This is a genomic window from Ramlibacter sp. G4-7 (genome assembly GCF_057784995.1).
Genome location: NZ_JBYNTT010000024.1, coordinates 39,391 through 59,582 on the forward strand (window position 1 = coordinate 39,391; position 20,192 = coordinate 59,582).

General features: G+C 70.2%; 21 protein-coding genes. 15 read left to right on the forward strand and 6 right to left on the reverse strand.

Annotated elements, in window-relative coordinates; translation table 11 throughout:
• Positions 1–4: 4 nt before the first annotated feature.
• Positions 5–505: a MarR family winged helix-turn-helix transcriptional regulator gene (locus AC3EGR_RS23465; protein ID WP_488548950.1), complete on the reverse strand. Its 501-nt coding sequence runs from the start codon at positions 503–505 to the stop codon at positions 5–7.
• An 87-nt stretch (positions 506–592) separates the two neighbouring features.
• On the opposite strand from AC3EGR_RS23465, the gene AC3EGR_RS23470 reads away from it, so the two are divergent.
• Together AC3EGR_RS23470 and AC3EGR_RS23475 are read left to right on the forward strand one after the other, a co-directional pair.
• Positions 593–1,573, forward strand: coding sequence for a tripartite tricarboxylate transporter substrate binding protein (locus tag AC3EGR_RS23470; protein ID WP_488548951.1), 981 nt, complete (start codon positions 593–595; stop codon positions 1,571–1,573).
• Positions 1,573–2,802 carry a flavin-dependent oxidoreductase gene (locus tag AC3EGR_RS23475; RefSeq protein WP_488548952.1) on the forward strand — a complete coding sequence of 410 codons (1,230 nt, stop codon included), beginning with the start codon at positions 1,573–1,575 and terminating at the stop codon, positions 2,800–2,802. The genes AC3EGR_RS23470 and AC3EGR_RS23475 overlap by 1 nt, the downstream gene beginning before the upstream one ends.
• Before the next feature lie 18 nt (positions 2,803–2,820).
• Here the strand turns inward: AC3EGR_RS23475 and AC3EGR_RS23480 are convergent, their stop codons facing one another.
• The gene (locus AC3EGR_RS23480) at positions 2,821–3,390 is read right to left on the reverse strand and encodes a hypothetical protein (RefSeq protein WP_488548953.1); all 570 of its coding nucleotides are present in this window, start codon (positions 3,388–3,390) and stop codon (positions 2,821–2,823) included.
• 95 nt (positions 3,391–3,485) lie between these two features.
• Here AC3EGR_RS23480 and clpB point away from each other — a divergent pair, with 95 nt between their 5' ends.
• The 4 genes from clpB to AC3EGR_RS23500 all read left to right on the forward strand — a co-directional run bounded on the left by clpB (position 3,486) and on the right by AC3EGR_RS23500 (position 8,657).
• Positions 3,486–6,110, forward strand: a complete 2,625-nt coding sequence (gene clpB, locus AC3EGR_RS23485) for an ATP-dependent chaperone ClpB (RefSeq protein WP_488548954.1) — start codon at positions 3,486–3,488, stop codon at positions 6,108–6,110.
• Positions 6,111–6,175: 65 nt separating this feature from the next.
• Complete coding sequence (locus AC3EGR_RS23490; RefSeq protein ID WP_488548955.1) at positions 6,176–6,481, forward strand: hypothetical protein; 306 nt, start codon at positions 6,176–6,178, stop codon at positions 6,479–6,481.
• Between the two features lie 189 nt (positions 6,482–6,670).
• Entirely contained in the window at positions 6,671–7,327 is a 657-nt protein-coding gene (locus tag AC3EGR_RS23495) for a response regulator (RefSeq protein ID WP_488548971.1), read from the forward strand.
• Between the two features lie 4 nt (positions 7,328–7,331).
• Complete coding sequence (locus AC3EGR_RS23500) at positions 7,332–8,657, forward strand: NAD(P)/FAD-dependent oxidoreductase (RefSeq protein WP_488548956.1); 1,326 nt, start codon at positions 7,332–7,334, stop codon at positions 8,655–8,657.
• Here the strand turns inward: AC3EGR_RS23500 and AC3EGR_RS23505 are convergent.
• Positions 8,654–9,169 (reverse strand): MarR family winged helix-turn-helix transcriptional regulator, encoded by a 516-nt coding sequence (locus tag AC3EGR_RS23505; protein WP_488548957.1) that lies wholly within the window; start codon positions 9,167–9,169, stop codon positions 8,654–8,656. The genes AC3EGR_RS23500 and AC3EGR_RS23505 overlap by 4 nt on opposite strands.
• Before the next feature lie 74 nt (positions 9,170–9,243).
• Between AC3EGR_RS23505 and AC3EGR_RS23510 the strand changes: the two genes are divergently transcribed.
• From AC3EGR_RS23510 to AC3EGR_RS23530, 5 genes are all read left to right on the forward strand, one after another.
• Positions 9,244–9,606, forward strand: a complete 363-nt coding sequence (locus tag AC3EGR_RS23510) for a protocatechuate 3,4-dioxygenase (protein WP_488548958.1) — start codon at positions 9,244–9,246, stop codon at positions 9,604–9,606.
• Positions 9,606–10,448, forward strand: coding sequence for a class III extradiol dioxygenase family protein (locus AC3EGR_RS23515; RefSeq protein ID WP_488548959.1), 843 nt, complete (start codon positions 9,606–9,608; stop codon positions 10,446–10,448). Before AC3EGR_RS23510 ends, AC3EGR_RS23515 begins: the two co-directional genes overlap by 1 nt.
• Positions 10,448–11,623 (forward strand): 4-hydroxybenzoate 3-monooxygenase, encoded by a 1,176-nt coding sequence (locus AC3EGR_RS23520; protein ID WP_488548960.1) that lies wholly within the window; start codon positions 10,448–10,450, stop codon positions 11,621–11,623. The genes AC3EGR_RS23515 and AC3EGR_RS23520 overlap by 1 nt, the downstream gene beginning before the upstream one ends.
• A gap of 17 nt (positions 11,624–11,640) precedes the next feature.
• On the forward strand, positions 11,641–12,636 hold the full coding sequence (locus tag AC3EGR_RS23525; RefSeq protein WP_488548961.1) for a Bug family tripartite tricarboxylate transporter substrate binding protein: 996 nt from the start codon (positions 11,641–11,643) through the stop codon (positions 12,634–12,636).
• A 114-nt stretch (positions 12,637–12,750) separates the two neighbouring features.
• The gene (locus tag AC3EGR_RS23530; protein ID WP_488548962.1) at positions 12,751–12,888 is read left to right on the forward strand and encodes a DUF3096 domain-containing protein; all 138 of its coding nucleotides are present in this window, start codon (positions 12,751–12,753) and stop codon (positions 12,886–12,888) included.
• A gap of 10 nt (positions 12,889–12,898) precedes the next feature.
• On the opposite strand, the gene AC3EGR_RS23535 is transcribed toward AC3EGR_RS23530, so the two are convergent.
• The gene (locus AC3EGR_RS23535; protein ID WP_488548963.1) at positions 12,899–13,678 is read right to left on the reverse strand and encodes an SDR family oxidoreductase; all 780 of its coding nucleotides are present in this window, start codon (positions 13,676–13,678) and stop codon (positions 12,899–12,901) included.
• Positions 13,679–13,939: 261 nt separating this feature from the next.
• On the opposite strand from AC3EGR_RS23535, the gene AC3EGR_RS23540 reads away from it, so the two are divergent.
• Positions 13,940–14,365, forward strand: a complete 426-nt coding sequence (locus AC3EGR_RS23540) for a hypothetical protein (RefSeq protein WP_488548964.1) — start codon at positions 13,940–13,942, stop codon at positions 14,363–14,365.
• Positions 14,366–14,447: 82 nt separating this feature from the next.
• Complete coding sequence (locus AC3EGR_RS23545; RefSeq protein WP_488548965.1) at positions 14,448–16,445, forward strand: S9 family peptidase; 1,998 nt, start codon at positions 14,448–14,450, stop codon at positions 16,443–16,445.
• Between the two features lie 12 nt (positions 16,446–16,457).
• On the opposite strand, the gene AC3EGR_RS23550 is transcribed toward AC3EGR_RS23545, so the two are convergent.
• Together AC3EGR_RS23550 and AC3EGR_RS23555 are read right to left on the reverse strand one after the other, a co-directional pair.
• Entirely contained in the window at positions 16,458–16,943 is a 486-nt protein-coding gene (locus tag AC3EGR_RS23550) for an NUDIX hydrolase (RefSeq protein WP_488548966.1), read from the reverse strand.
• Positions 16,940–17,755, reverse strand: coding sequence for an AraC family transcriptional regulator (locus AC3EGR_RS23555; RefSeq protein WP_488548967.1), 816 nt, complete (start codon positions 17,753–17,755; stop codon positions 16,940–16,942). The genes AC3EGR_RS23550 and AC3EGR_RS23555 overlap by 4 nt, the downstream gene beginning before the upstream one ends.
• A gap of 72 nt (positions 17,756–17,827) precedes the next feature.
• Between AC3EGR_RS23555 and AC3EGR_RS23560 the strand changes: the two genes are divergently transcribed.
• The gene (locus AC3EGR_RS23560) at positions 17,828–19,063 is read left to right on the forward strand and encodes an MFS transporter (protein ID WP_488548968.1); all 1,236 of its coding nucleotides are present in this window, start codon (positions 17,828–17,830) and stop codon (positions 19,061–19,063) included.
• 48 nt (positions 19,064–19,111) lie between these two features.
• Positions 19,112–20,192 (forward strand): ExeA family protein (locus AC3EGR_RS23565; protein ID WP_488548969.1); only part of this gene is annotated, 1,081 nt, incomplete at its 3' end.

Here is a 20,192-nt window from a genome sequence, read left to right on the forward strand (position 1 = left end):
CCGCTCAGGCCGCCTGACGCGTCGCTGGCGGCACGAAGGCGGCGCGCGCCTCCTCCTCCAGCTCGCCGGTGAGCAGCTGCAGCAGCTCGAGCAACTGCTCCTGCTGGGCGCGGTCCAGCGGCGCCATGAGCCGCTTGTAGGCGCGCTCGGCCGGCCTTTGCGCCTGCTGCAGGATCTGCTCGCCTTCGCGGGTGAGCGACACCGACACGTTGCGGCGGTTGTCCTCGGCCGGCCCGCGCGCCACCAGCCCGCGCGATTGCAGGCCACGCAGCACGCGCAGCACGGTGACCTTGTCGAAGCCGAGGGCGCGCGCCAGGGAGGACTGCCCGAGCCCCGGATGGGCCTGCAACACCGTGAGCACGCCGAACTGGGCCGGGGTGAGCGCCAGGTCCTTGCAGGCGTCCTCGAACACGGCCGCCGAGATCTGGTGCGCGCGGCGCAGCAGGAAGCCCGGCCGGGCGTAGAGCCGCGACAGGGCGAGGGGGGTCTTCTGCGGGGCGGCCACCGTGCGAACGTCCTTGGGGTATGCGCCGATTGTGCCTCGTCCCGGACTGGCCATACTCGTTAGCATGCCAACTCGCAGGCCTTTGCCATGACACTGCTCGCCCGCGCGGCCGCCGCCGCGATCGCCCTGTGCACCGCCGCCGCTTTCGCCCAGGCGCCGCAGCCCGCGCCGGCCAACGCCGGCGTGCCCCTCAAGCTGATCGTGCCCTTCACGCCGGGCACCGGCATCGACATCGTCGCGCGCACCGTCGGGCCCAAGCTCGGCCAGCGGCTGAGCCGGCCGGTCGTGGTGGAAAACCGCGCGGGCGCCTCCGGCAACATCGGCACGGAAGCGGTGGTGCGCTCGCCCGCCGACGGCAACACGCTGCTGGTGAGCGTCAACACGCTCGTGATGAACAAGAGCCTGTACCCGCAGCTGCCCTTCGACCCCGTGAAGGACCTGGTGCCGGTCACGCTCACCAGCTGGGGCCAGCTGATCCTGGTCACGCCCCCGTCCAGCGGGTTCAAGACCGCAGCCGACCTGGTGGCCGCCGCCAAGGCCAGGCCGGGCAAGCTGAACTACGCCAGCCCGGGCGTGGGCACGCCGCACCACATGTCGATGGAGCTGTTCAAGCAGACGGCGGGCGTGTACCTCACGCACATTCCCTACCGCGGCACGGCGCAGGCCGTGACGGACCTGCTGGGCGGCCAGGTGGATGCCATGTTCCTTCCCATCCACGTCGCGCTGCCGCACGTCAAGGCCGGCAAGCTGGTGGCGCTGGGCATCGGCAGCGCCAGGCGCCACCCCCTGTTGCCCGACCTGCCGACGCTCAAGGAGGCGCGTGCGGGCGACGTGAACGTCGACATGTGGTTCGGCATCTTCGCGCCGCCCGGAACACCCGCCGACCAGGTGCTGAAGCTGAACCACGAGCTCAAGGACATCCTGGGCGGGGCCGATGTGCGCACCGCCTTCCAGACGCAGGGCATGGACCCGGCCACCAGCACGCCGGAAGAATTCAGCCGCCTGGTGTCGCGCGACGCCGAGCGCTGGGCCGACCTCGTGCGCCGCGCGCAGATCAAGGCCGAATGATGCGCATCGCGATCGTCGGAGGAGGCATAGGCGGCCTCGCGCTGGCCCTGGGCTTGCAGCAGCGCGGCATCGCCTGCGACGTGTACGAGGCCGCGCCCGAGATGCGGGAGCTGGGCGTGGGGATCACGCTGCTGCCGCACGCCGTGGGCGAGCTGGCCAAGCTCGGGCTGCAGGCGCAACTGGAGCCGCTGGGCATCGAGAACGCGGAGAGCGTGTTCTTCAACCGCTGGGGCCAGTTCATCTACCGCGAACCCCGGGGCCGCCATGCGGGCTACGCGGTGCCGGAACTGGGCATGCACCGCGGCAAGCTGCATGCGGTGATGTACCGCGCGGCGCTGCAGCGCCTGGGCCCGGCCTGCCTGCACCTGGACCACCGGCTGGTCGGGCTGCAACAGGACAGCGCGCAGGTCACGCTGGCCTTCCAGGACAGCCAGGGGCGCCTGCGCCCCGCCGTCGAAGCCGACATCGTGATCGCCTGCGACGGCGTCAATTCCGCGGTGCGGCGCCAGTTCTATCCCGAGGAAAAACCCGCCTTCGCCGGCATCAACACCTGGCGCGGCGTGACGGTGCACCGTCCCATCCTCACGGGCAAGACCTACATGCGCATCGGCTCGATCGACACCGGCAAGATCGTGATCTACCCGATCGTCGACGACGTGGACGGGCAGGGCAACCAGTTGATCAACTGGACGGCCGAGATCCGCCATCCCGACATGGGGATGAACGACTGGAACAAGCCCGGCCGGCTGGAGGACGTGCTGCCCATCTACCAGGACTGGAAGTTCGACTGGCTGGACGTGCCGGCGCTGATCGCGGGGGCGAGCGAGATCCTCGAATACCCGATGGTCGACAAGGACCCGGTGCCGCGCTGGACCTTCGGGCGCGTGACCTTCCTCGGCGATGCGGCGCATCCGATGTACCCGCGCGGCTCCAACGGCAGCGCGCAGGCCCTGATTGACGCGGCGACCCTCTCGGAACTGCTGGCCGCCCGCGGCGATCCGCTCGCTGCCCTGCAGCGCTACGAGGCGCAGCGCCTGCCCGCGACCGCCAAGGTGGTGGAGACCAACCGCACGGTGCCGCCGGACTTCATCATCATGAAGGCCGACGAACTCAGTGGCGGCAAGCCGTTCGCGGGCAGCATCGACGACCTGGTGAGCCAGGAGGAGCTGCGGCGCATCTCGGACGACTACAAGAAGGTGGCGGGGTTCGCGCTGGAAAAGGGGAAGTAGGGCTGCCCCGCGGTGCCCTCAGTTCAAGTACCGCGGCTTCGCGCCATCCTCGTCCACGGCAGGCTCCGTCGCGTGCACCGGCACGAAGGGCTCCCGCCACTGCGACTGCAGCAGCGCCTGGTCCAGCAGGTGCATCAGGCCCTGCATCAGCTTGGGCTGCATCTCCATCTGGAAGTTGCGCGGCTTGGCGTCGCCCTGCGGCGGGCGCTCGTTGAAGTTCAGGCGCAGCGGCCCGCTGGCCAGCGGCGTGGCGTCGACGTCGGTCACCAGCAGCGGGTCCTCGCCCAGCGGCAGGCGCTGCTGCCCCTCCTTGTAAGGCGTGTCGAAGTCCGCATGCTGCAGGAATTCCTCCTTGCGGAAGTCCGCCAGCATCTTCTTGAGTTCCGCGTTGGCCTCGGACAGCGAGGCGCCCGCGGACTCCAGCTTGAGCAGGTGCTCGGTCAGCAGCTTGGACAGCAGCGGCCACAGGCCTACCATCAGGCGCCGGGTCAGCCACATGCGCATCTCCTCGCCTTCGACGGTGTTGATGCGCATGAGGATGCGGTCCTGCTCCGGCAGGTAGGTCACCGACATCTGGTGGATCTGCATGAATTGATTCTAGTCATCCCTGCTGGGCTGAAACGCAACGCAGGATCTTGAAAAGTACCGGGCCACGCCTATGTGGGGCCGTAACGGAGTATTTCATGCGACTCGACAAGCTCACCACCAAGTTCCAGGAAGCGCTGGCCGACGCCCAGAGCCTGGCATTGGCCAACGATCACGCCTACATCGAGCCGGCCCACCTGCTCGTGGCGATGCTGCGGCAGGAGGATGGGCCGCGGGCGCTGCTGCAGCGTGCCGGCGTCAACGTGCCCGGGCTGCTGGCCGGCGCCGAGGGCGCCATGCACAAGCTGCCCCAGGTGCAAGGGCAGGAACAGGTCCAGGTCGGCCGGGACCTGGCCGCACTGCTGCAACAGACGGAAAAGGAAGCCCTCAAGCGCAACGACCAGTTCATGGCCAGCGAACTGTTCCTGCTGGCCGTGGCGGAGACCAAGCAGGACATCGGCCGCATCGGCCGGGAGAACGGCCTCACCCGCAAGTCGCTGGAAGCGGCCATCGATGCGGTCCGCGGCGGCCAGAGCATGGATTCGCCCGAAGCCGAAGGCCAGCGCGAGGCCCTGAAGAAGTACACGCTGGACCTCACCGAGCGCGCCCGCCAGGGCAAGCTCGACCCGGTGATCGGCCGCGACGAGGAAATCCGCCGCGCCATCCAGGTCCTGCAGCGCCGCACCAAGAACAATCCCGTGCTGATCGGCGAGCCCGGCGTCGGCAAGACCGCCATCGTCGAAGGCCTGGCGCAGCGCATCATCGCCGGCGAGGTGCCGGAGACGCTGAAGAACAAGCGCGTGCTGTCGCTGGACATGGCGGCGCTGCTGGCGGGCGCCAAGTACCGCGGCGAGTTCGAGGAGCGCCTGAAGAACGTGCTGAGCGAGCTGGCCAAGGACGAGGGCCAGACCATCGTGTTCATCGACGAACTGCACACCATGGTGGGCGCCGGCAAGGCCGAAGGCGCCATGGACGCGGGCAACATGCTCAAGCCGGCGCTGGCGCGCGGCGAGCTGCACTGCGTGGGCGCGACCACGCTGGACGAATACCGCAAGTACATCGAGAAGGACGCCGCGCTGGAGCGCCGCTTCCAGAAGATCCTGGTCGGCGAGCCCAGCGTGGAGGCGACCATCGCCATCCTGCGCGGCCTGCAGGAGAAGTACGAGGCGCACCACGGCGTGGACATCACCGACCCCGCGATCGTGGCGGCGGCGGAGCTCTCGCACCGCTACATCACCGACCGCTTCCTGCCGGACAAGGCGATCGACCTGATCGACGAGGCCGCCTCCAAGATCAAGATCGAGATCGATTCCAAGCCCGAGGCCATCGACCGGCTGGACCGCCGCATGATCCAGCTGCAGATCGAGCGCGAGGCGATGAAGAAGGAGAAGGACGAGGCCTCGCAGAAGCGCCTCGGCCTGATCGAGGACGAGATCGCGCGCCTGCGCAAGGAGATCTCCGACCTCGAGGAGATCTGGAAGTCCGAGAAGGCCGCCGCCCAGGGCAGCGCCCACATCCGCGAGGAGATGGAGAAGGTCCGCTTCCAGATCGAGGAGTTCAAGCGCAAGGGCGACTTCAACAAGGTCGCGGAGCTGCAGTACGGCAAGCTGCCGGCGCTGGACAAGCAGCTGAAGGACGCGCAGGCCTCCGAGGCCGCCAAGGGCAAGAGCGGCAAGCCGCAGCTGCTGCGCACCCAGGTGGGCGCCGAGGAGATCGCCGAGGTCGTGGCGCGCGCCACCGGCATCCCGGTATCCAAACTGATGCAGGGCGAGCGCGAGAAGCTGCTGATGATGGAGCAGAAGCTGCACGAGCGCGTCGTCGGCCAGGACGAGGCGATCAGCGCGGTCGCCAACGCGATCCGGCGCTCGCGTTCCGGCCTGTCCGATCCCAACCGGCCCACCGGCTCCTTCCTGTTCCTCGGCCCGACGGGCGTGGGCAAGACGGAGCTGTGCAAGGCGCTCGCGACCTTCCTGTTCGACAGCGAGGAGCACCTGGTGCGCGTCGACATGAGCGAGTTCATGGAGAAGCACTCGGTGGCCCGCCTGATCGGCGCGCCGCCCGGCTACGTGGGCTACGAGGAGGGCGGCTACCTGACGGAGGCCGTGCGCCGCAAGCCCTACAGCGTGATCCTGCTCGACGAGGTCGAGAAGGCGCACCACGACGTGTTCAACGTGCTGCTGCAGGTGCTGGACGACGGCCGCCTCACCGACGGCCAGGGCCGCACCGTGGACTTCAAGAACACGGTGATCGTCATGACCTCCAACATCGGCTCGCACATGATCCAGGCGATGGTGGGCAAGCCCTACGAGGACGTGAAGGAAGCGGTGTGGGACGAGCTGAAGAACCACTTCCGCCCCGAGTTCCTCAACCGCATCGACGAGACGGTGGTCTTCCACGGCCTGGACGCGGCCAACATCGCGCAGATCGCGAAGATCCAGCTGCGGGTGCTGGAGCAGCGGCTGGCCAAGATGGACCTGCACCTGCAGGTGTCGCCGGCGGCGCTGGAGGAACTGGCCAAGGTGGGCTTCGACCCGGTGTTCGGCGCCCGTCCGCTCAAGCGGGCCATCCAGCAACGGATCGAGAACCCGCTGTCGCGTCTGATCCTCGAGGGCCGGTTCCCGCCCAAGAGCACGATCCCGGTGGAGGTCGATCCCGTGCGCGAGCCGGGCGTCTTCCACTTCGGCGAGCGCGAAGGGCAGCGGCGCGAGCCGGCCGCCGCCTGAGCGCCGCTGCCGCGAGAAGCCGGGGCGCGACCCCGGCTTTTCTTTGGCCCTAACATGGGGGCACGATGCCCTTGATCGCCTCCTTCCTCCTGCGGACCGTCCTCGTGCTCGCGGGACTGGTTTTCGCGGCCTGCCTCCTTGCCATGTTCGCTCTGTTGCTCGCGCTGTGGTCCGCGCGTGCGCTGTGGGCGCGGCTCACGGGACGCCCCGTGCGCCCCTTCGTGGTGCGCTTCGGCCCCCGCCAGGGCTTCGAGGACCTGGTGCGGCGCGCCGGCGCGCCCGCAAGCCGGACGCCGCGCGCGGATGCCGCCGCGGGGCCGGCGCGCACGCGCCTGGGGTCGGTCACCGACGTGGAATTCCGCCAGCCCTGAGGCGCGCTCCTGCCTCGCATGGCACGCGGAAACAATGCGAAAACTTCCTACCCCACTGTAGGAGCAAGACTACGTGGCGTATACGGCCGGCGTTTCCTAATGCGCTTGTCGGGGCCGCGAGGCCCGGGAGCACAGGTACCGGCCGTGAAGCTGCAACGCGCTGCTGCGAACGATCCGAGCGGGGGCCCGCTGCAGGCTTCATGGACGGGTCGCGTCATCCGCGTGGGCATCGCCGACGACCATCCCATCACGCGCACGGCCTTGCGCGGCTATCTCGACGAACAGGACGGCATCCGCGTGATCGCCGAAGCGGGCTCGGGCCGTGAAGCCATCGACCTCGTGCGGACACAGGCCGTGGACGTGCTGCTGCTGGACCTGGACATGCCGGGGCAAAGCGGCATCGACGCACTCACGATGATCAAGGCCAAGGCCGAACACGTGGGCGTGCTGGTGCTCTCCGGCTATCCCGAACACCAGTACGCGGTGCCCCTGATCCGCAATGGCGCCAGCGGCTACCTGAACAAGGCCTGCGAGCCCGGCGAGATCGCCGACGCGATCCGGCGGGTGGCGCAGGGCTCGCGCTACATCACGCCCGTGGTTGCCGAACTGCTCGCGACGCAGGTGATCACGCCCACCCCCGGCGGGCTGCACGAGCAGCTGTCGGCGCGCGAGCTGCAGGTGTTCCTCAAGCTCGCGCAGGGTTGCACCGCGGGTGAGGTGGCGGCGGAACTGTCGCTCAGCGCCAAGACCGTCAGCACCTACCGCGCGCGCCTGATGCGCAAGCTCGATGCGCGCTCCAACAGCGACCTCACGTACTACGCGCTCAAGCACCGGCTGCTAGACTGAACGCGTGACGCAGAACAACAAGAAGCCGCGCGTCGTCATCATCGGTTGCGGGTTCGGCGGGCTCGAGGCCGCGCGCGCCCTGGCAGCCGCCGATGTCGCCATCACCATCGTCGACCGGACCAACCACCACCTGTTCCAGCCGCTGCTGTACCAGGTGGCCACGGCGGGACTGTCGGCGCCTGCCATCGCCGCCCCGGTGCGTCACCTGTTCCGGGACCAGGCCAACGTGACCAGCCTGCTGGGGGAGGTGAGGGAGGTGGATGCTGCCGCGCGTCTGGTGCGACTGGCCGACGGCGCCGCGCTGCCTTACGAGCACCTGGTCGTGGCCGCGGGCGCGACCCACAGCTACTTCGGCCGGGACGACTGGGCCCGGTTCGCGCCCGGCCTCAAGACCCTGGCGGACGCTTTCGAGATCCGGCGCCGCGTGCTGTTCGCTTTCGAAGCCGCGGAAAAGGAAGGCGATCCCGAGGCGCGCGCCGCCTGGCTGACGTTCGTCGTGATCGGCGCCGGTCCCACCGGCGTGGAGATGGCGGGCACGCTGGCGGAGATCGCCCGCCGCACGCTGCCCGGCGAGTTCCGCAACATCGATCCGGCTGCCGCCCGCATCCTGCTGCTGGAAGGCGGCGCGCGCGTGCTGCAGGCGATGCCCGAGGCGCTCAGCGCGTCGGCGCAAAAGCAACTGGAGCGCCTGGGCGTGGAGGTGCGCACCGGCTCGCGCGTGACGGCCATCGACGGCGCCGGCCTGGAAGTCGAACCGCCGGAAGGACAGGCCTACCGGCTGCCGGCGCGCTGCGTCATCTGGGCTGCGGGCGTGGCCGCGTCGGCGCTGGGCAAGCAGATCGCCGCCGCGACCGGGGCCAGCGTGGACCGCGCGGGCCGCGTGCAGGTGGAGCCGGACCTGAGCCTGCCGGGGCACCCCGAGATCAGCGTCATCGGCGACCTCGCCGCGGCGCGCAGCCACGTGTCCGGGCGCGAGCCGCGTCCGGTGCCGGGCGTCTCGCCGGCGGCCAAGCAGATGGGGCGCACCGCCGCAGCGAACATCCTGCGCCGCCTGCGCGGCGAGGCGACCCAGCCCTTCCGCTACCGCGACTACGGCAACCTGGCCACCATCGGCCGCAATTCGGCCGTGGTGGACCTGTGGACCCCGTGGAAGAGGATCGAGTTCAGCGGCTGGCTCGCGTGGGTGTTCTGGCTGTTCGCCCACATCTACTTCCTGATCGGCTTTCGCAACCGCCTGGTCGTGCTGATCGACTGGGCCTCGGCCTACTGGAGCTCGCAGCGCTATGCGCGCGTGGTGACCGGCATTGCGCCGGGCACCACGGACAACTAGCGTCCCCGCAGCCGGCGCGCGCCGCCGTGGCGGCGGTCGGCCTTCTCCGCCACCGGCTTGCCGGCGGAGATGCGCTCCGCATTGCCGGTCAGCTTGTCCAGGGCCGATTCGAAGGCGGCGAGTTCCTGCGGCGAGAGCACGGACAGCACTTGGCCATTGAAACGCACGGACTGCGGGAACAGCTCGTCGTAGAGGGCCCGGCCCTCCGCGGTGAGGTCCACCTCGGCCCGGCGCCGGTCCTCGGCGTCGCGCACCCGCCGGATCAGGCGCTTGGCCGCCAGCTCGGTGATGTGGCGCGAGGTGCGGGCCCGCTCCAGGTGCGCACGCTCGGCCAGCTCGGAAGGCGACATGGCTCCGTGCGCCGCGAGCAGGGCGATCAGCCGCCATTCGCGGCGCGTGATGCCGTAGCGGCCTTCGCACAGGCGCACCACCATGGCCCCGCTGGCCGCGAACAGGCGGCTGAGCCGGTAGTTCAACAGGTCGTCGACGGTGCGGGGCCGGTCCAGGGACATCGTTGCGGGTAGTTGTATAGATGAATTATCGGGGTGGCTCCTAGACTGGACGGCATCCTTTGAAGCACCACCCGATGTCCGTCCCCCAACTCACCCCCGGCCTACGCATCCAGGGCTCCGAGGTCTTCGACCTCGCCGCTTCCTGGCGCGGCTATCGCATCAACAAGATGTGCAACGCGCTGTCGCAGGCACCAAACCGCAGCGCCTTCCAGCAGGACGAGGAGGCCTTCATGGCCCGCTTCGCCCTGAGCGAGCAGGAAAAGCAGCTCGTGCGCAGCCGCGACTTCTCCGGCCTGCTGGCGGCCGGTGGCAACATCTATTTCCTGCTCAAGCTCGGTGTCGTCACCGGCAACGGCCTCTACAAGATGGGCGCGAAGATGCGTGGCGAAAGCTACGAGCAGTTCCTCGCCACCCGCAACGACGCAGGAGCCACCTGATGGGACGCATCGTCGCCGGCATCGGCACCTCCCACGTTCCTTCCATCGGCGGCGCCTACGACCGCGGCAAGACGGCCACGCCCGCCTGGAAGCCGCTGTTCGACGCCTACGTGCCCGTGCGCCAGTGGCTGCGGGAGCAGAAGGTGGACGTCTGCATCATGGTCTACAACGACCACGGCGCGGACTTCTTCTTCGACAAGTACCCGACCTTCGCGGTGGGCTGCGCCGACCGCTACGCGATCGCCGACGAGGGCTTCGGCGTGCGGCCGCTGCCGGAGATCCGCGGCGACGTCGCCTTCTCCCAGCACCTGTGCACCTCGCTCGTGTACGACGAGTTCGACCTGACCATCTGCCAGGAGATGGCGGTGGAGCACGGCTTCCTCGTGCCCATGCACCTGTGCTTCGACCCGCAGGGCGACAACTGGCCCGTGGCATGCGTGCCGCTGGAAGTGAACGTGCTGCAGCACCCGCTGCCCACGGCGCGCCGCTGCTACAAGCTCGGGCAGGCGATCCGCCGCGCGGTGGACAGCTACCCGAAGGACATCAGGGTGGCCATCGTCGGCACCGGCGGCATGTCGCACCAGCTCACCGGCCCCAGCTTCGGTGCGATGAACGAGAAGGAAGACCGGGAGTTCCTCGACAGGCTGGAGACGGACCCCGAGAGCCTCGCGCGCCTCACGCACGAGGAGATGATGCACAAGTACGGCGTGGAGGGCATCGAGCTGATCATGTGGCTCGTGATGCGCGGCGCGCTTTCCGGCGGCGCGAAGAAGGTGCACCGCAGCTACTACGCCCCCATGACCACGGGCATGGGCCTGATCACCTTCGGGGAGGACGCCTGATGCGCACGCAAGTCGGCATCATCGGCGCCGGGCCGTCGGGCCTCATGCTGGCGCAGATCCTGCACCTGCAGGGCATCGAATCCGTGATCATCGAGCGCTCCAGCCAGGAGCACGTGCGCGGCCGCCTGCGCGCCGGCGTGCTGGAGCAGGGCACCGTGGAGATGATGCGCGAGTTCGGCGTGGGCGAGCGCGTCGGCGCCGTCGGCCTCAAGCAGCGCGCGATCGACTTCCGCTTCAACGGCGAATCGCACCCCATCGACTTCGAGGCGGAGTGCGGCCGCAACACCTGGGTGTACCCGCAGCACGAGGTGGTCACGGACCTGATGGCGGCGCGTGAGCGCAGCGGCCGGCCCGTGCTGTACGAGGCGCCGGTCACGCGCATCGAGGGTCTCGAGGGCAAGCGGCCGGTCATCCACTTCGAGCACCAGGGCGAAGCCGCCACGCTCGAGTGCGACTTCGTGGCGGGTTGCGACGGTTTCCGCGGCGTCAGCCGCTCGGCGATCCCGACGGACAAGCTCAAGGTCTACGACCGCATCTATCCGTTCGGCTGGCTGGGCATCCTGGCGGAGGCCAAGCCCGCCATCGAGGACATCACCTGGGGTTGCCACGAGGACGGCTTCGCGATGATGAGCATCCGCTCGCCCAGCGTGACGCGCCTGTACCTGCAGTGCGCGCCGGACGACAGCCCCGACGCGTGGTCGGACGACCGCATCTGGTCCGAACTGCACAAGCGCCTGGACGTGCCCGGCCTGCCCACGCTCAACGAGGGCCGCATCACGCAAAAGGGCGTCACGGCCATGCGCAGCTTCCTCTCGGAGCCGATGCAGCATGGCCGCCTGTTCCTCGCCGGCGACGCCGCCCACATCGTGCCGCCCACGGGGGCGAAGGGCCTCAATTCGGCGATGGCCGACGTCAAGGTGCTGGCGCGCGCCTTCACCGAACACTACCGCCAGGGCAATGGCGGATGGCTGGAGCGCTATTCGGACGTCTGCCTGCAGCGCATGTGGCTGGTGCAGCGCTTCTCGGCCGGCCTGTGCACGATGGTGCACCAGTTCCCGGGCGAGAACCCCTTCGTGCGGCGCCTGCAACGGGCGGACCTCGAGTACATGACCACCACCGTCCCGGGACGGCTGCAGTTTTCCGAGAATTTCACCGGGCTGCCGATCGCGGCCTGAGAACAAGGAGAGAGACAATGAATCCGCGTTTCCTTTCGAGCCGCCGGCGCTTCCTCGCACAGGCCGGTGCCGCAGCGGCCGCTGGCCTGTCCTGGAGCGCGCAGGCGCAGGGCGAGGCCTGGCCCTCGCGGCCGGTGAAGATCGTGTGCAACTTCCCGGCGGGCAGCTCGCCCGATGCGCTGGTGCGCGCCATCTCGCAGCCGCTGCAGCAGGCACTGGGCGAGCCGGTCGTGATCGACAACCGCGCGGGGGCGAGCGGCATGATCGGCGCGGAACTGGTGGCCAAGGCGCCGGCCGACGGCTACACGCTCCTCATGACGGCGGGCAGCACCATCACGACCAACCCGCACGTGTTCAGCAAGATGCCCTTCGACCCGGCGAAGGACCTGGTGCCGGTGGCCGCGCTCGCGCGCCTGAACCTGTTCCTGGTCACGCGCGGCGACCTGCCGGTGAACAACGTGCGCGAGTTCCTGGCCTACCTGAAGAAGAACCCGGGCAAGCTCACCTACGGCTCCGCCGGCAACGCGACCGGCCTGCACCTGGCCGGCGAGATGCTCAAGAGCCAGGCCGGGGTCTTTGCCGTGCACGTGCCTTACCGCGGCGCCTCGCTCGCGCTGCAGGACCTGCTGGGCGGCGCCATCGACTTCTACTTCGATCCCGGCATCGCGCTGCAGCACGTGAAGGCGGGCAAGCTCAAGATGCTGGCGATCGCGGCGCCGCATCGCTCGCCGCTGTACCCGGACGTGCCGACGCTGGACGAGGCTGGCCTCAAGGGCTTCGACGCGGGGACGACGCACGGCCTGTACGCCCCCGACGGCGTGCCGCCGGCGATCATCGAGCGGCTCAATCGCGAGGTGAACGCGGCGCTCGCCTTGCCCGCGGTGAAGGCGCAGATCGCGGCCCTGGCCGCGGATCCGACGCCGCTCACGCCCACGCAGTTCGCCAGCGTGATGCGCGACGACAGCCGCCGCTACGGGGCGGTGATCCGGGAGCGGCACATCACGTCGTCCTGAGGACGGCCGACGGCGGGGAGCCATGGCCGCGCAGCATCTGCGCGGCGCAGGCGCTTGCGCCCCACGGCGGGCCGCGCGCCGCGATACTGCCGCTCTCGCATCCCGGGAGCAGCCATGCCCTACTTGCAGCACATCGGTCCCGTCACGGCCCTGATCGCCGGCATCCTCATCCTGCTGATGCCGCGACTCCTGAACTACATCATCGCCCTCTACCTGATCGTCACCGGCCTCGTCGGCCTGTTCGGGCGCTAGCAGCCTGCTGCTAAGGCTTGGCGCCCATGTGGTGGGCGTACAGCTTCTGCATGCCGCCCAGCCACCGGTCGTAGTCCTGCGCCTTGTTCAGGAAGTACTGCTGCACCTCGGGGTGGGGCAGGGCGAGGAAGCGTTCTTCGCGCATGGTCTGCAGCACCACCTCGGCAACCTGCTCGGGCGTCAGCACGCCGTTGATGCCGGCGGAACCCGTGCCGTCGCGCGTCATGTCCGTCTGCACGGACTGCGGGCACAGGCAGGACACGCGCACGCCCTTGCGCCCGTAGGCGATGCGCAGCCACTCCGCGATGGCGACGGCCGCGTGTTTCGTCACCCCGTAAGGGGCCGTCTCGACGATGTTCAGGAGTCCGGCGGCGGAGGCCGTGACCAGGAAGTAGCCCTCGCCGCGGGCCACCATCTCGGGGATCACCGCGCGTGCCGCCCACACGTGCGCCATGCCGTGGATCTTCCACATGCTGTCCCAGAGGGCGTCCTCCAGCTCGATCCCGCCCATGCGCCCCAGGATGCCGGCGTTCGAGACATAGGCGTCGATGCGCCCGAAACGCTCGCGCGCCTTGGCGGCCAGGGCCTGGATCTCCTCTTCCCGGCTCACGTCGCAGCGCACCGCGATCGCCTGCGCACCGATGGATCGGGCGACGCCTTGCGCGCGTTCGAGGTTCACGTCGGCGACCACGACGCCCTGCGCGCCTTCGCGCGCGAACCGCTGGGCCAGCCCCGCACCGATGCCGCTCGCCGCACCCGTGACCACCACCACCTTGTCCTTGATTTCCATGCGACCTCCGATGTGGCGCGAGTATCGGACCATGCGGTCCAGCCTGCCAGCCGCCGAGGCGACACGCCGTCGCGCGCAGGCGTGCCGCGCGAAGGGGCAGCACGCGTACCCGCCGAGCCGTCGCCGTCGCGCGCGGCGCCAAGGGGGTGGCCTGCACCGTGCGGGTACGCGCTCCGACAGCGTCGCGGCCCGCGCGTCCTACACGGTCGGGCTGGCCTCTTGCCGATCATTCACTCCAGCGACAAACACGGAGAGATGGTGATGACTGCCCTGGCACAAGACGATATCTGGCAAGAACAAGTGGACGACCCGGAGATCCGCGTCGACGGCCGCGTCCGTCCCGCGAGCGAGGACGCGTACTGGCAGAGCGCCTACTGGGCCCAGCCCTATTACCGTGCCGACCTCGGCTATGACGACTACGCCCCTGCCTTCTGCGTCGGCTACATCGGCTATGCCCAGTACGGCGGCAAGTTCGACGATGCCGAGAAGTCGCTTTGCGCGAACTGGGTGCGGATCAAGGGCGACTCGCGCCTGAGCCTGGACGACGCGATGCTGGCCATCCGGGCCGCCTGGGACCACGCCGCGATGGCGCCGGAGGCCGAAGACGATCTCGAGCAACTGGTGCCGGCGGACTTCATCGCCGCACAGGGCCGCGCCGCCAACCAGCCCGCCTACGCCGCGGCTTGAGGCGGATTGTGCGAACCGGCGCCGCGCAGGCGTCGCCGGCCGCCTACAAGGGTGGACCGCCGAGCGCTGCAACATGGTGCGCATGTCCAAACCCTTCACCGTCGAAGACCTCTACCTGCATCGATCCGTCCAGGAACTGGACGCGCAAGCGGACGGCTCCGAAGTGGCTTGCACCGTCCGTTCCGTGGACCGCGAGCAGGACGACTACGTGTCGTGCATCTGGTCGGTGCGGCCCGACGGCAGCAGTCCGCCCCGCCAGCTGACGCGCGGGCCCGGCCAGGACCAGTCCCCTCGCTGGTCACCGCGGGGCGACCGGCTCGCATTCGTCTCCAATCGCGGCGGTTCGCCCCGCGTCTACCTGCTGCCCAGCGACGGTGGCGAAGCATCGCCGGTGGGCGCGTTGCCGGGCGCGGTCTCCGACCTGCGCTGGCTGCCCGACGGCCAGGCGCTTGTCGTCACCGCCGCCGTGACCGTCGACCCGGACTGGCGCGGGGAGCGGCCGAACGGGCGCAAGCCCAGGCAGAGGAAGGTGCAGCCCCAGGTCGCCTGGAAGCTGCCGTACAAGAGCGACGGCATGGGCTACATGCTCGCCCGCGAGATCCACCTGTTCCGGCTGGACGCGCAAAGCGGCGAGCACCGCCAGCTCACCGACGGCCCGTTCGACGTGCTCGCGTTCGGCATCTCCGCCGACGGGCGCCGGCTGGCCTACACCCGCACGCGCGAAGGCCGGTTCGCGCACCGCACCGACCTGTGGACCAGCGACATCGATGGCGGCCGGCCGCGCCAGCGTACCCACGACTTCGCCACGGTGATGAGCCCGCTGTGGGCCCCGAGCGGCCGCTGGATCGCCTTTTGCGCCACCGGCGACGAAGGGGATGCGCAGACCAACCTGTACCTGCTGGAAGAGTCCAGCGGCAAGGTGCGGCGGCTGGGCGACCCGGACCTGCAGGTGGCGGATCCCGAGACGGTGCACTGGTCCGCGGACTCGCGCAGCCTGCTGTTCGTGCGCCAGGTGCGCGGCCGGCACCAGGTCGTGCGCATCGACGTGGCCACCGGTGGCGTGGACGTGCTGGTCCAGGGCAACCGCCAGCTCGGCGCCTTCTCGCCCGCGGGCGACGTGGTCGTGTACACGGTGGACCATCCTTCGCAGCCCAGCGAGGTGCACGCCTGCACGCCCGGCCAGGGCGAGCGGCAGCTGAGCGACTTCAACCCCTGGTGGAAGGAGCGCCGGCCCATCCTGGCGGAGACCTGGGAGTTCGACGTGCCGGACGGCCGCGGCGGCAGCGAGAAGATCGAAGGCTGGCTGCTGCGCGAGGAAGGGGCGAACGGGCCGCTGCCCCTGCTCAACGACGTGCATGGCGGGCCCGCCGCCTATGCGCTGCTCGATTTCGACACCAACGTCTACTGGCAGGTGCTGTGCGCGCAGGGCTGGGCGGTGCTGGCGCTCAATGCGGTGGGTTCGGCGAGTTACGGCCGCGAATTCAGCGACCGCCTCATGGGCCACTGGGGCGAGTACGACCTGCCGCAGCACCTGGCGGCGCTCAAGCAGTTGCAGGACGAAGGCGTGTGCGACGAGCGCATCGCCATCGCCGGCAAGTCCTACGGCGGCTACCTGGCGGGCTGGGCGATCGGCAAGGGCGACAACTTCCGCGCCGCGGTGGTGATGGCGCCGGTGGGCAACATCGAGACCCACTACGGCACCTCCGACGGCGGCTATTACGCCGATCCCTACTACATGGGGACCAAGGACCGCTTCGACCGCGAACTCGCCAGCAAGCTGTCCCCCATGGAGCACGTGGAAAAGGCGACCACGCCCACGTTGTTCATGCAGGGCGCCGACGACGAGCGCTGCCCCAAGTGCCAGTCGGAGGAGCTGTTCGTCAGCCTCATGAACGCGGGCGACACGCCGGCCGAACTGGTGCTGTATCCGGGCGAGGACCACCACTTCCTCGGCGAAGGCAAGCCCTCCGTGCGCGAAGACGCGGCGCAGCGCATCATCGACTGGGTGGTGCGGCACATCGACCAGGTCCCGGCACCGCACCGGCAGCAGGACGCGTCGGCCACCCAAGGGCAGGCCTAGGAGACCAGCCTCCTAGGCAGCTTCTGCAGGGGCGCGCCCCTGCAGCCACTGCTCCAGCGCGTCGACGAAGGGCGCCTGCCCGGCGATCAGCTTGCGCCGGGCCTCGTCCAGGCCGAACCAGCCGACGCGGTCGACCTCGGGGAAGGACTGCAGGCGGCCCGTGCGCGGCGGCCACTCCATCTCGAACCGGTTGCTCACCAGCAGCGCCGGATCGGCGTCGCCTTCGAAGGCCCAGGCCGTGATGCGCTTGCCGCTCTTCTGGCGCAGTTCGCCCAGCGGCAGGAAGGGCGGGGCGCTCGCAAATCCCGTCTCCTCCAGGAACTCGCGCTGCGCGGCGGCCAGCGGGTCTTCGCCCGGGCCGATCTCGCCCTTGGGCAGCGTCCACGCCGCGTCGTCGCGGCGCGACCAGAAAGGTCCGCCCGGATGGGCAAGCAGCACTTCGGTGCCGCCCGGGGCGCGTCGGAACATCAGCAGGCCGGCGCTGCGGGCGGTGCTCACGGCCGCGGCTGGAAGCGGCTGGGGGGTTGCCCCATCGCCGACTTGAACATGGCGGTGAAGGCGCTCTCGCTCGCGTAGCCGCTGGCCACCGCGACCTGGCCCACGGAGACGCCGCGCGCTAGCAGGGGCAGCGCATGGGCGAGCACGGCCTGCTGCCGCCACTGCTGGTAGGTGGTGCCCAGCTCCTCGCGGAACAGGCGTGCCATGGTGCGCTCGCTGGCGCCCACGTCGGCCGCCCACTGCGCCAGCGTGGCGCGTTCGGCCGGCGCGCGCAGCACCGCCTCGCACAGCGCCCGCAGGCGCTTGTCGCCGCCGTCCGCGGAGGGCAGGGGCACGCCCAGCGGCTGGGTGTCGGCCGCCCGCAGTTCGTCCAGCAGCAGCCCCGTGAGCAGGCTCTCGCGCGCCGGCGCGAGGCCGGGCTCGTCCAGCGCCGACACCAGCTCGCGCAGCAGCGGCGAGACCACCAGCACCCGGCAGGCGGTCCAGCCGGGTGCCACCGAGGCGTCCACGTACAGCGTGCGCCAGTGCGCCGCCTCCAGCACGTACACCGAATGCAGCGCCCTGGGCGCGATCCAGACGGCGCGCGAAGGCGGCACGATGTAGGTGACGCGGCCGCTCGCATCGTCCTGGTTCGCCGCACTGACCTGCAGCATGCCGCTGGCGCAATAGGCGATCTGCGCGAAGCCATGGCAATGGGGCTCGAAGTGCGCGTCCACGGGCAGGCTGCGCGAGCGCACCCGCACCGGGCGGGCGCGCGTGGGGCGGAAGCGTTCGGCTTCGTTCGGGATGACGGAAGGCCCCGGGCGCGGCATTGACCGATTTTCGCCGATCTCTGTCCTTCCATCGCATTCCGGAAAACGCCCGCGGCCCGTAGGATCCCGGCCATGACTTCCGCGACCGCGACCCTGGGTCCGGCCGTCCCGCTCAAGCAGGACGCCGGCGTGATCGGACTCGTGGGCCTGGCCCACATGGTGAGCCACTTCAGCCAGCTGATCCTGCCGCCCCTGTTCCCCTGGCTGAAGGACGCGCTGGGCGCGAGCTACACGCAGCTCGGCTTCCTGATGACGATCTTCTTCGTGGTCTCCTGCGGCGTGCAGACGGCCTCCGGCTTCCTGGTGGACCGCTTCGGGCCGCGTCCCATCCTGTTCGGCGGCCTGGCCCTGGTGGGCGGCGCCGCCGTCGGCTACGCCTTCGCGCCCAATTACTGGACCCTGGCCCTGCTGGCCGTCTTCGCCGGCGCCGGCAACGGCGTGTTCCACCCGGCCGACTACACGCTGCTCAATCGCAAGGTGAGCCAGCCCCGCCTGGGGCACGGCTACAGCGTGCACGGGATCACCGGCAGCCTCGGTTGGGCGCTGGCACCGGTGGTGGTCGTGCCGCTGGCGCTGGCCTTCCACTGGCGCGTGGCGGTCGCGGCCGCCGGCGCGGTCGCCTTCGTCGTCCTGGCCGTCCTGTGGCTCAACCGCGCCACGCTCGAACTGCCGGGGCTGCAGCGTCCGGCCGCAGGCGCCCCGGCTGGCGGTGAACACAGCCTGGGCTTCCTGCGCATCCCGGCCGTCTGGATGTGCTTCGCCTTTTTCCTGGTGTACGCCGGCGTGCTGACGGGCGTGCAGACCTTCGCGCCGCTGGCGGCCATGCAGCTGCTCGACATGCCCAAGTCGCTGGTCGCCATGTGCATCACCAGCTACATGGTGTGCGCCGCAGGCGGCACCGTGCTGGGTGGCTTCCTCGCCTCGGATCCCAGCCGCTGCGAGCGCATCGTCGGCGCCGGCTTCGGGCTGGCGGCGGCCGTCGCGCTGGCCATCGGCTTCGCCCACGTGCCCGCCGCCGCCGTCCCGGCGCTGTTCGGCGCCATGGGCTTCGTCAGCGGGACGGCGGGGCCTTCGCGCGACATGCTCGTGAAGCGCTCCACGCCGGAGAACGCCACCGGCCGCGTCTACGGCGTCGTGTACTCGGGCCTGGACGTGGGCCAGGCCATCGCGCCGCTGGTGTTCGGCGCGCTGATGGACCACGGCCAGTACCGCGGCGTCTGGATGGTGCTGGTCGGCCTGCAGGTGCTGCTGATCGCCAGCGCGTTCAACGTGCGCCGCGTGCGCCGGACCGCCCTCGCCGCGGCCTGAGGGCGGACCCGGGGTCGCGGTTTACATCCGCGCGCTATCCTTGGCGGAATGTACGCCGCGTATTTCGGGCTGAAGCAGGAGCCGTTCTCGATCGCGCCGGACCCGCGCCTGCTGTTCATGAGCGAACAGCACCGCGAGGCGCTGGCGCACCTGCTGTATGGGGTCCAGGGCGGAGGCGGCTTCGTGCTGCTGACGGGCGAGATCGGCACCGGCAAGACGACCGTGTGCCGCTCCTTCCTGGAACAGGTGCCCGACCACGTCAACCTGGCCTACATCTTCAACCCCAAGCTGACCGCCCTGGAGCTGCTGGAGACGGTCTGCCACGAGTTCCGGGTGCCAGTGCAGCTGCCCACGCAGCGCGCGGCCACCGTCAAGGACTTCATCGATCCGCTCAACGCCTTCCTGCTGCGCGCGCATGCCGAGGGGCGCAACAACGTGCTCGTCATCGACGAGGCCCAGAACCTCGCCTCCGAGGTGCTGGAGCAGCTGCGCCTGCTGACCAACCTGGAGACCAGCGAGCGCAAGCTGCTGCAGATCATCCTCATCGGCCAGCCCGAGCTGCGCGAGATGCTGGCCCGGCCGGAGCTGGAGCAGCTCGCCCAGCGCGTGGTCGCGCGCTACCACCTGCGGGCGCTCTCGCGCGAGGAGAGCACGCAGTACGTGCGGCACCGGCTCGAGGTCTGCGGCCTGCAGCGGCCGCTGCCCTTCGACCGCGGCGCGCTGCAGCGCGTGCATGCGGCCACGGGCGGCGTGCCGCGCCGCATCAACCTGCTGTGCGACCGCGCCCTGCTGGGGGCCTATGCCAACGGCGACGGCCAGGTGACCCGGCGCGTCGTGAAGCAGGCCGCGGCCGAAGTGTTCCCCAAGGCCGCGCGCGCGTCCCAGCGCAGCTGGCCGCGGACCATGCTGGCAGCCTGCCTGGGGGTGCTGGCCGGCGTCGGACTGGTGGCGGCTGTCAGCCGCGTCGCCGAGCCCACGCAGCCGCCGCAGCTCGCGCTGCGGGCCGCGCCGCGTCCGGCAGCGGTGGCCGCGGCGCCCACCGCACCGGCGTCGAAGCCCCCTGCGACCGCGGCGGCGCTGCCCCCGGTGCCGGTGGTGCCAGTCGCGCCCGCGGCGCCCCTGCGCGTGG

Bases quoted from the DNA above. Each gene is read 5' to 3' on its own strand.
- AC3EGR_RS23530 (WP_488548962.1), top strand. From the start codon at position 12,751: ATGCCCTACTTGCAGCACATCGGTCCCGTCACGGCCCTGATCGCCGGC.
- AC3EGR_RS23535 (WP_488548963.1), bottom strand. From the start codon at position 13,678: ATGGAAATCAAGGACAAGGTGGTGGTGGTCACGGGTGCGGCGAGCGGC.
- AC3EGR_RS23560 (WP_488548968.1), top strand. From the start codon at position 17,828: ATGACTTCCGCGACCGCGACCCTGGGTCCGGCCGTCCCGCTCAAGCAG.
- clpB (WP_488548954.1), top strand. From the start codon at position 3,486: ATGCGACTCGACAAGCTCACCACCAAGTTCCAGGAAGCGCTGGCCGAC.
- AC3EGR_RS23515 (WP_488548959.1), top strand. From the start codon at position 9,606: ATGGGACGCATCGTCGCCGGCATCGGCACCTCCCACGTTCCTTCCATC.
- AC3EGR_RS23480 (WP_488548953.1), bottom strand. From the start codon at position 3,390: ATGCAGATCCACCAGATGTCGGTGACCTACCTGCCGGAGCAGGACCGC.
- AC3EGR_RS23505 (WP_488548957.1), bottom strand. From the start codon at position 9,169: ATGTCCCTGGACCGGCCCCGCACCGTCGACGACCTGTTGAACTACCGG.
- AC3EGR_RS23470 (WP_488548951.1), top strand. From the start codon at position 593: ATGACACTGCTCGCCCGCGCGGCCGCCGCCGCGATCGCCCTGTGCACC.
- AC3EGR_RS23555 (WP_488548967.1), bottom strand. From the start codon at position 17,755: ATGCCGCGCCCGGGGCCTTCCGTCATCCCGAACGAAGCCGAACGCTTC.
- AC3EGR_RS23525 (WP_488548961.1), top strand. From the start codon at position 11,641: ATGAATCCGCGTTTCCTTTCGAGCCGCCGGCGCTTCCTCGCACAGGCC.
- AC3EGR_RS23540 (WP_488548964.1), top strand. From the start codon at position 13,940: ATGACTGCCCTGGCACAAGACGATATCTGGCAAGAACAAGTGGACGAC.
- AC3EGR_RS23545 (WP_488548965.1), top strand. From the start codon at position 14,448: ATGTCCAAACCCTTCACCGTCGAAGACCTCTACCTGCATCGATCCGTC.
- AC3EGR_RS23475 (WP_488548952.1), top strand. From the start codon at position 1,573: ATGCGCATCGCGATCGTCGGAGGAGGCATAGGCGGCCTCGCGCTGGCC.
- AC3EGR_RS23520 (WP_488548960.1), top strand. From the start codon at position 10,448: ATGCGCACGCAAGTCGGCATCATCGGCGCCGGGCCGTCGGGCCTCATG.
- AC3EGR_RS23490 (WP_488548955.1), top strand. From the start codon at position 6,176: ATGCCCTTGATCGCCTCCTTCCTCCTGCGGACCGTCCTCGTGCTCGCG.
- AC3EGR_RS23510 (WP_488548958.1), top strand. From the start codon at position 9,244: ATGTCCGTCCCCCAACTCACCCCCGGCCTACGCATCCAGGGCTCCGAG.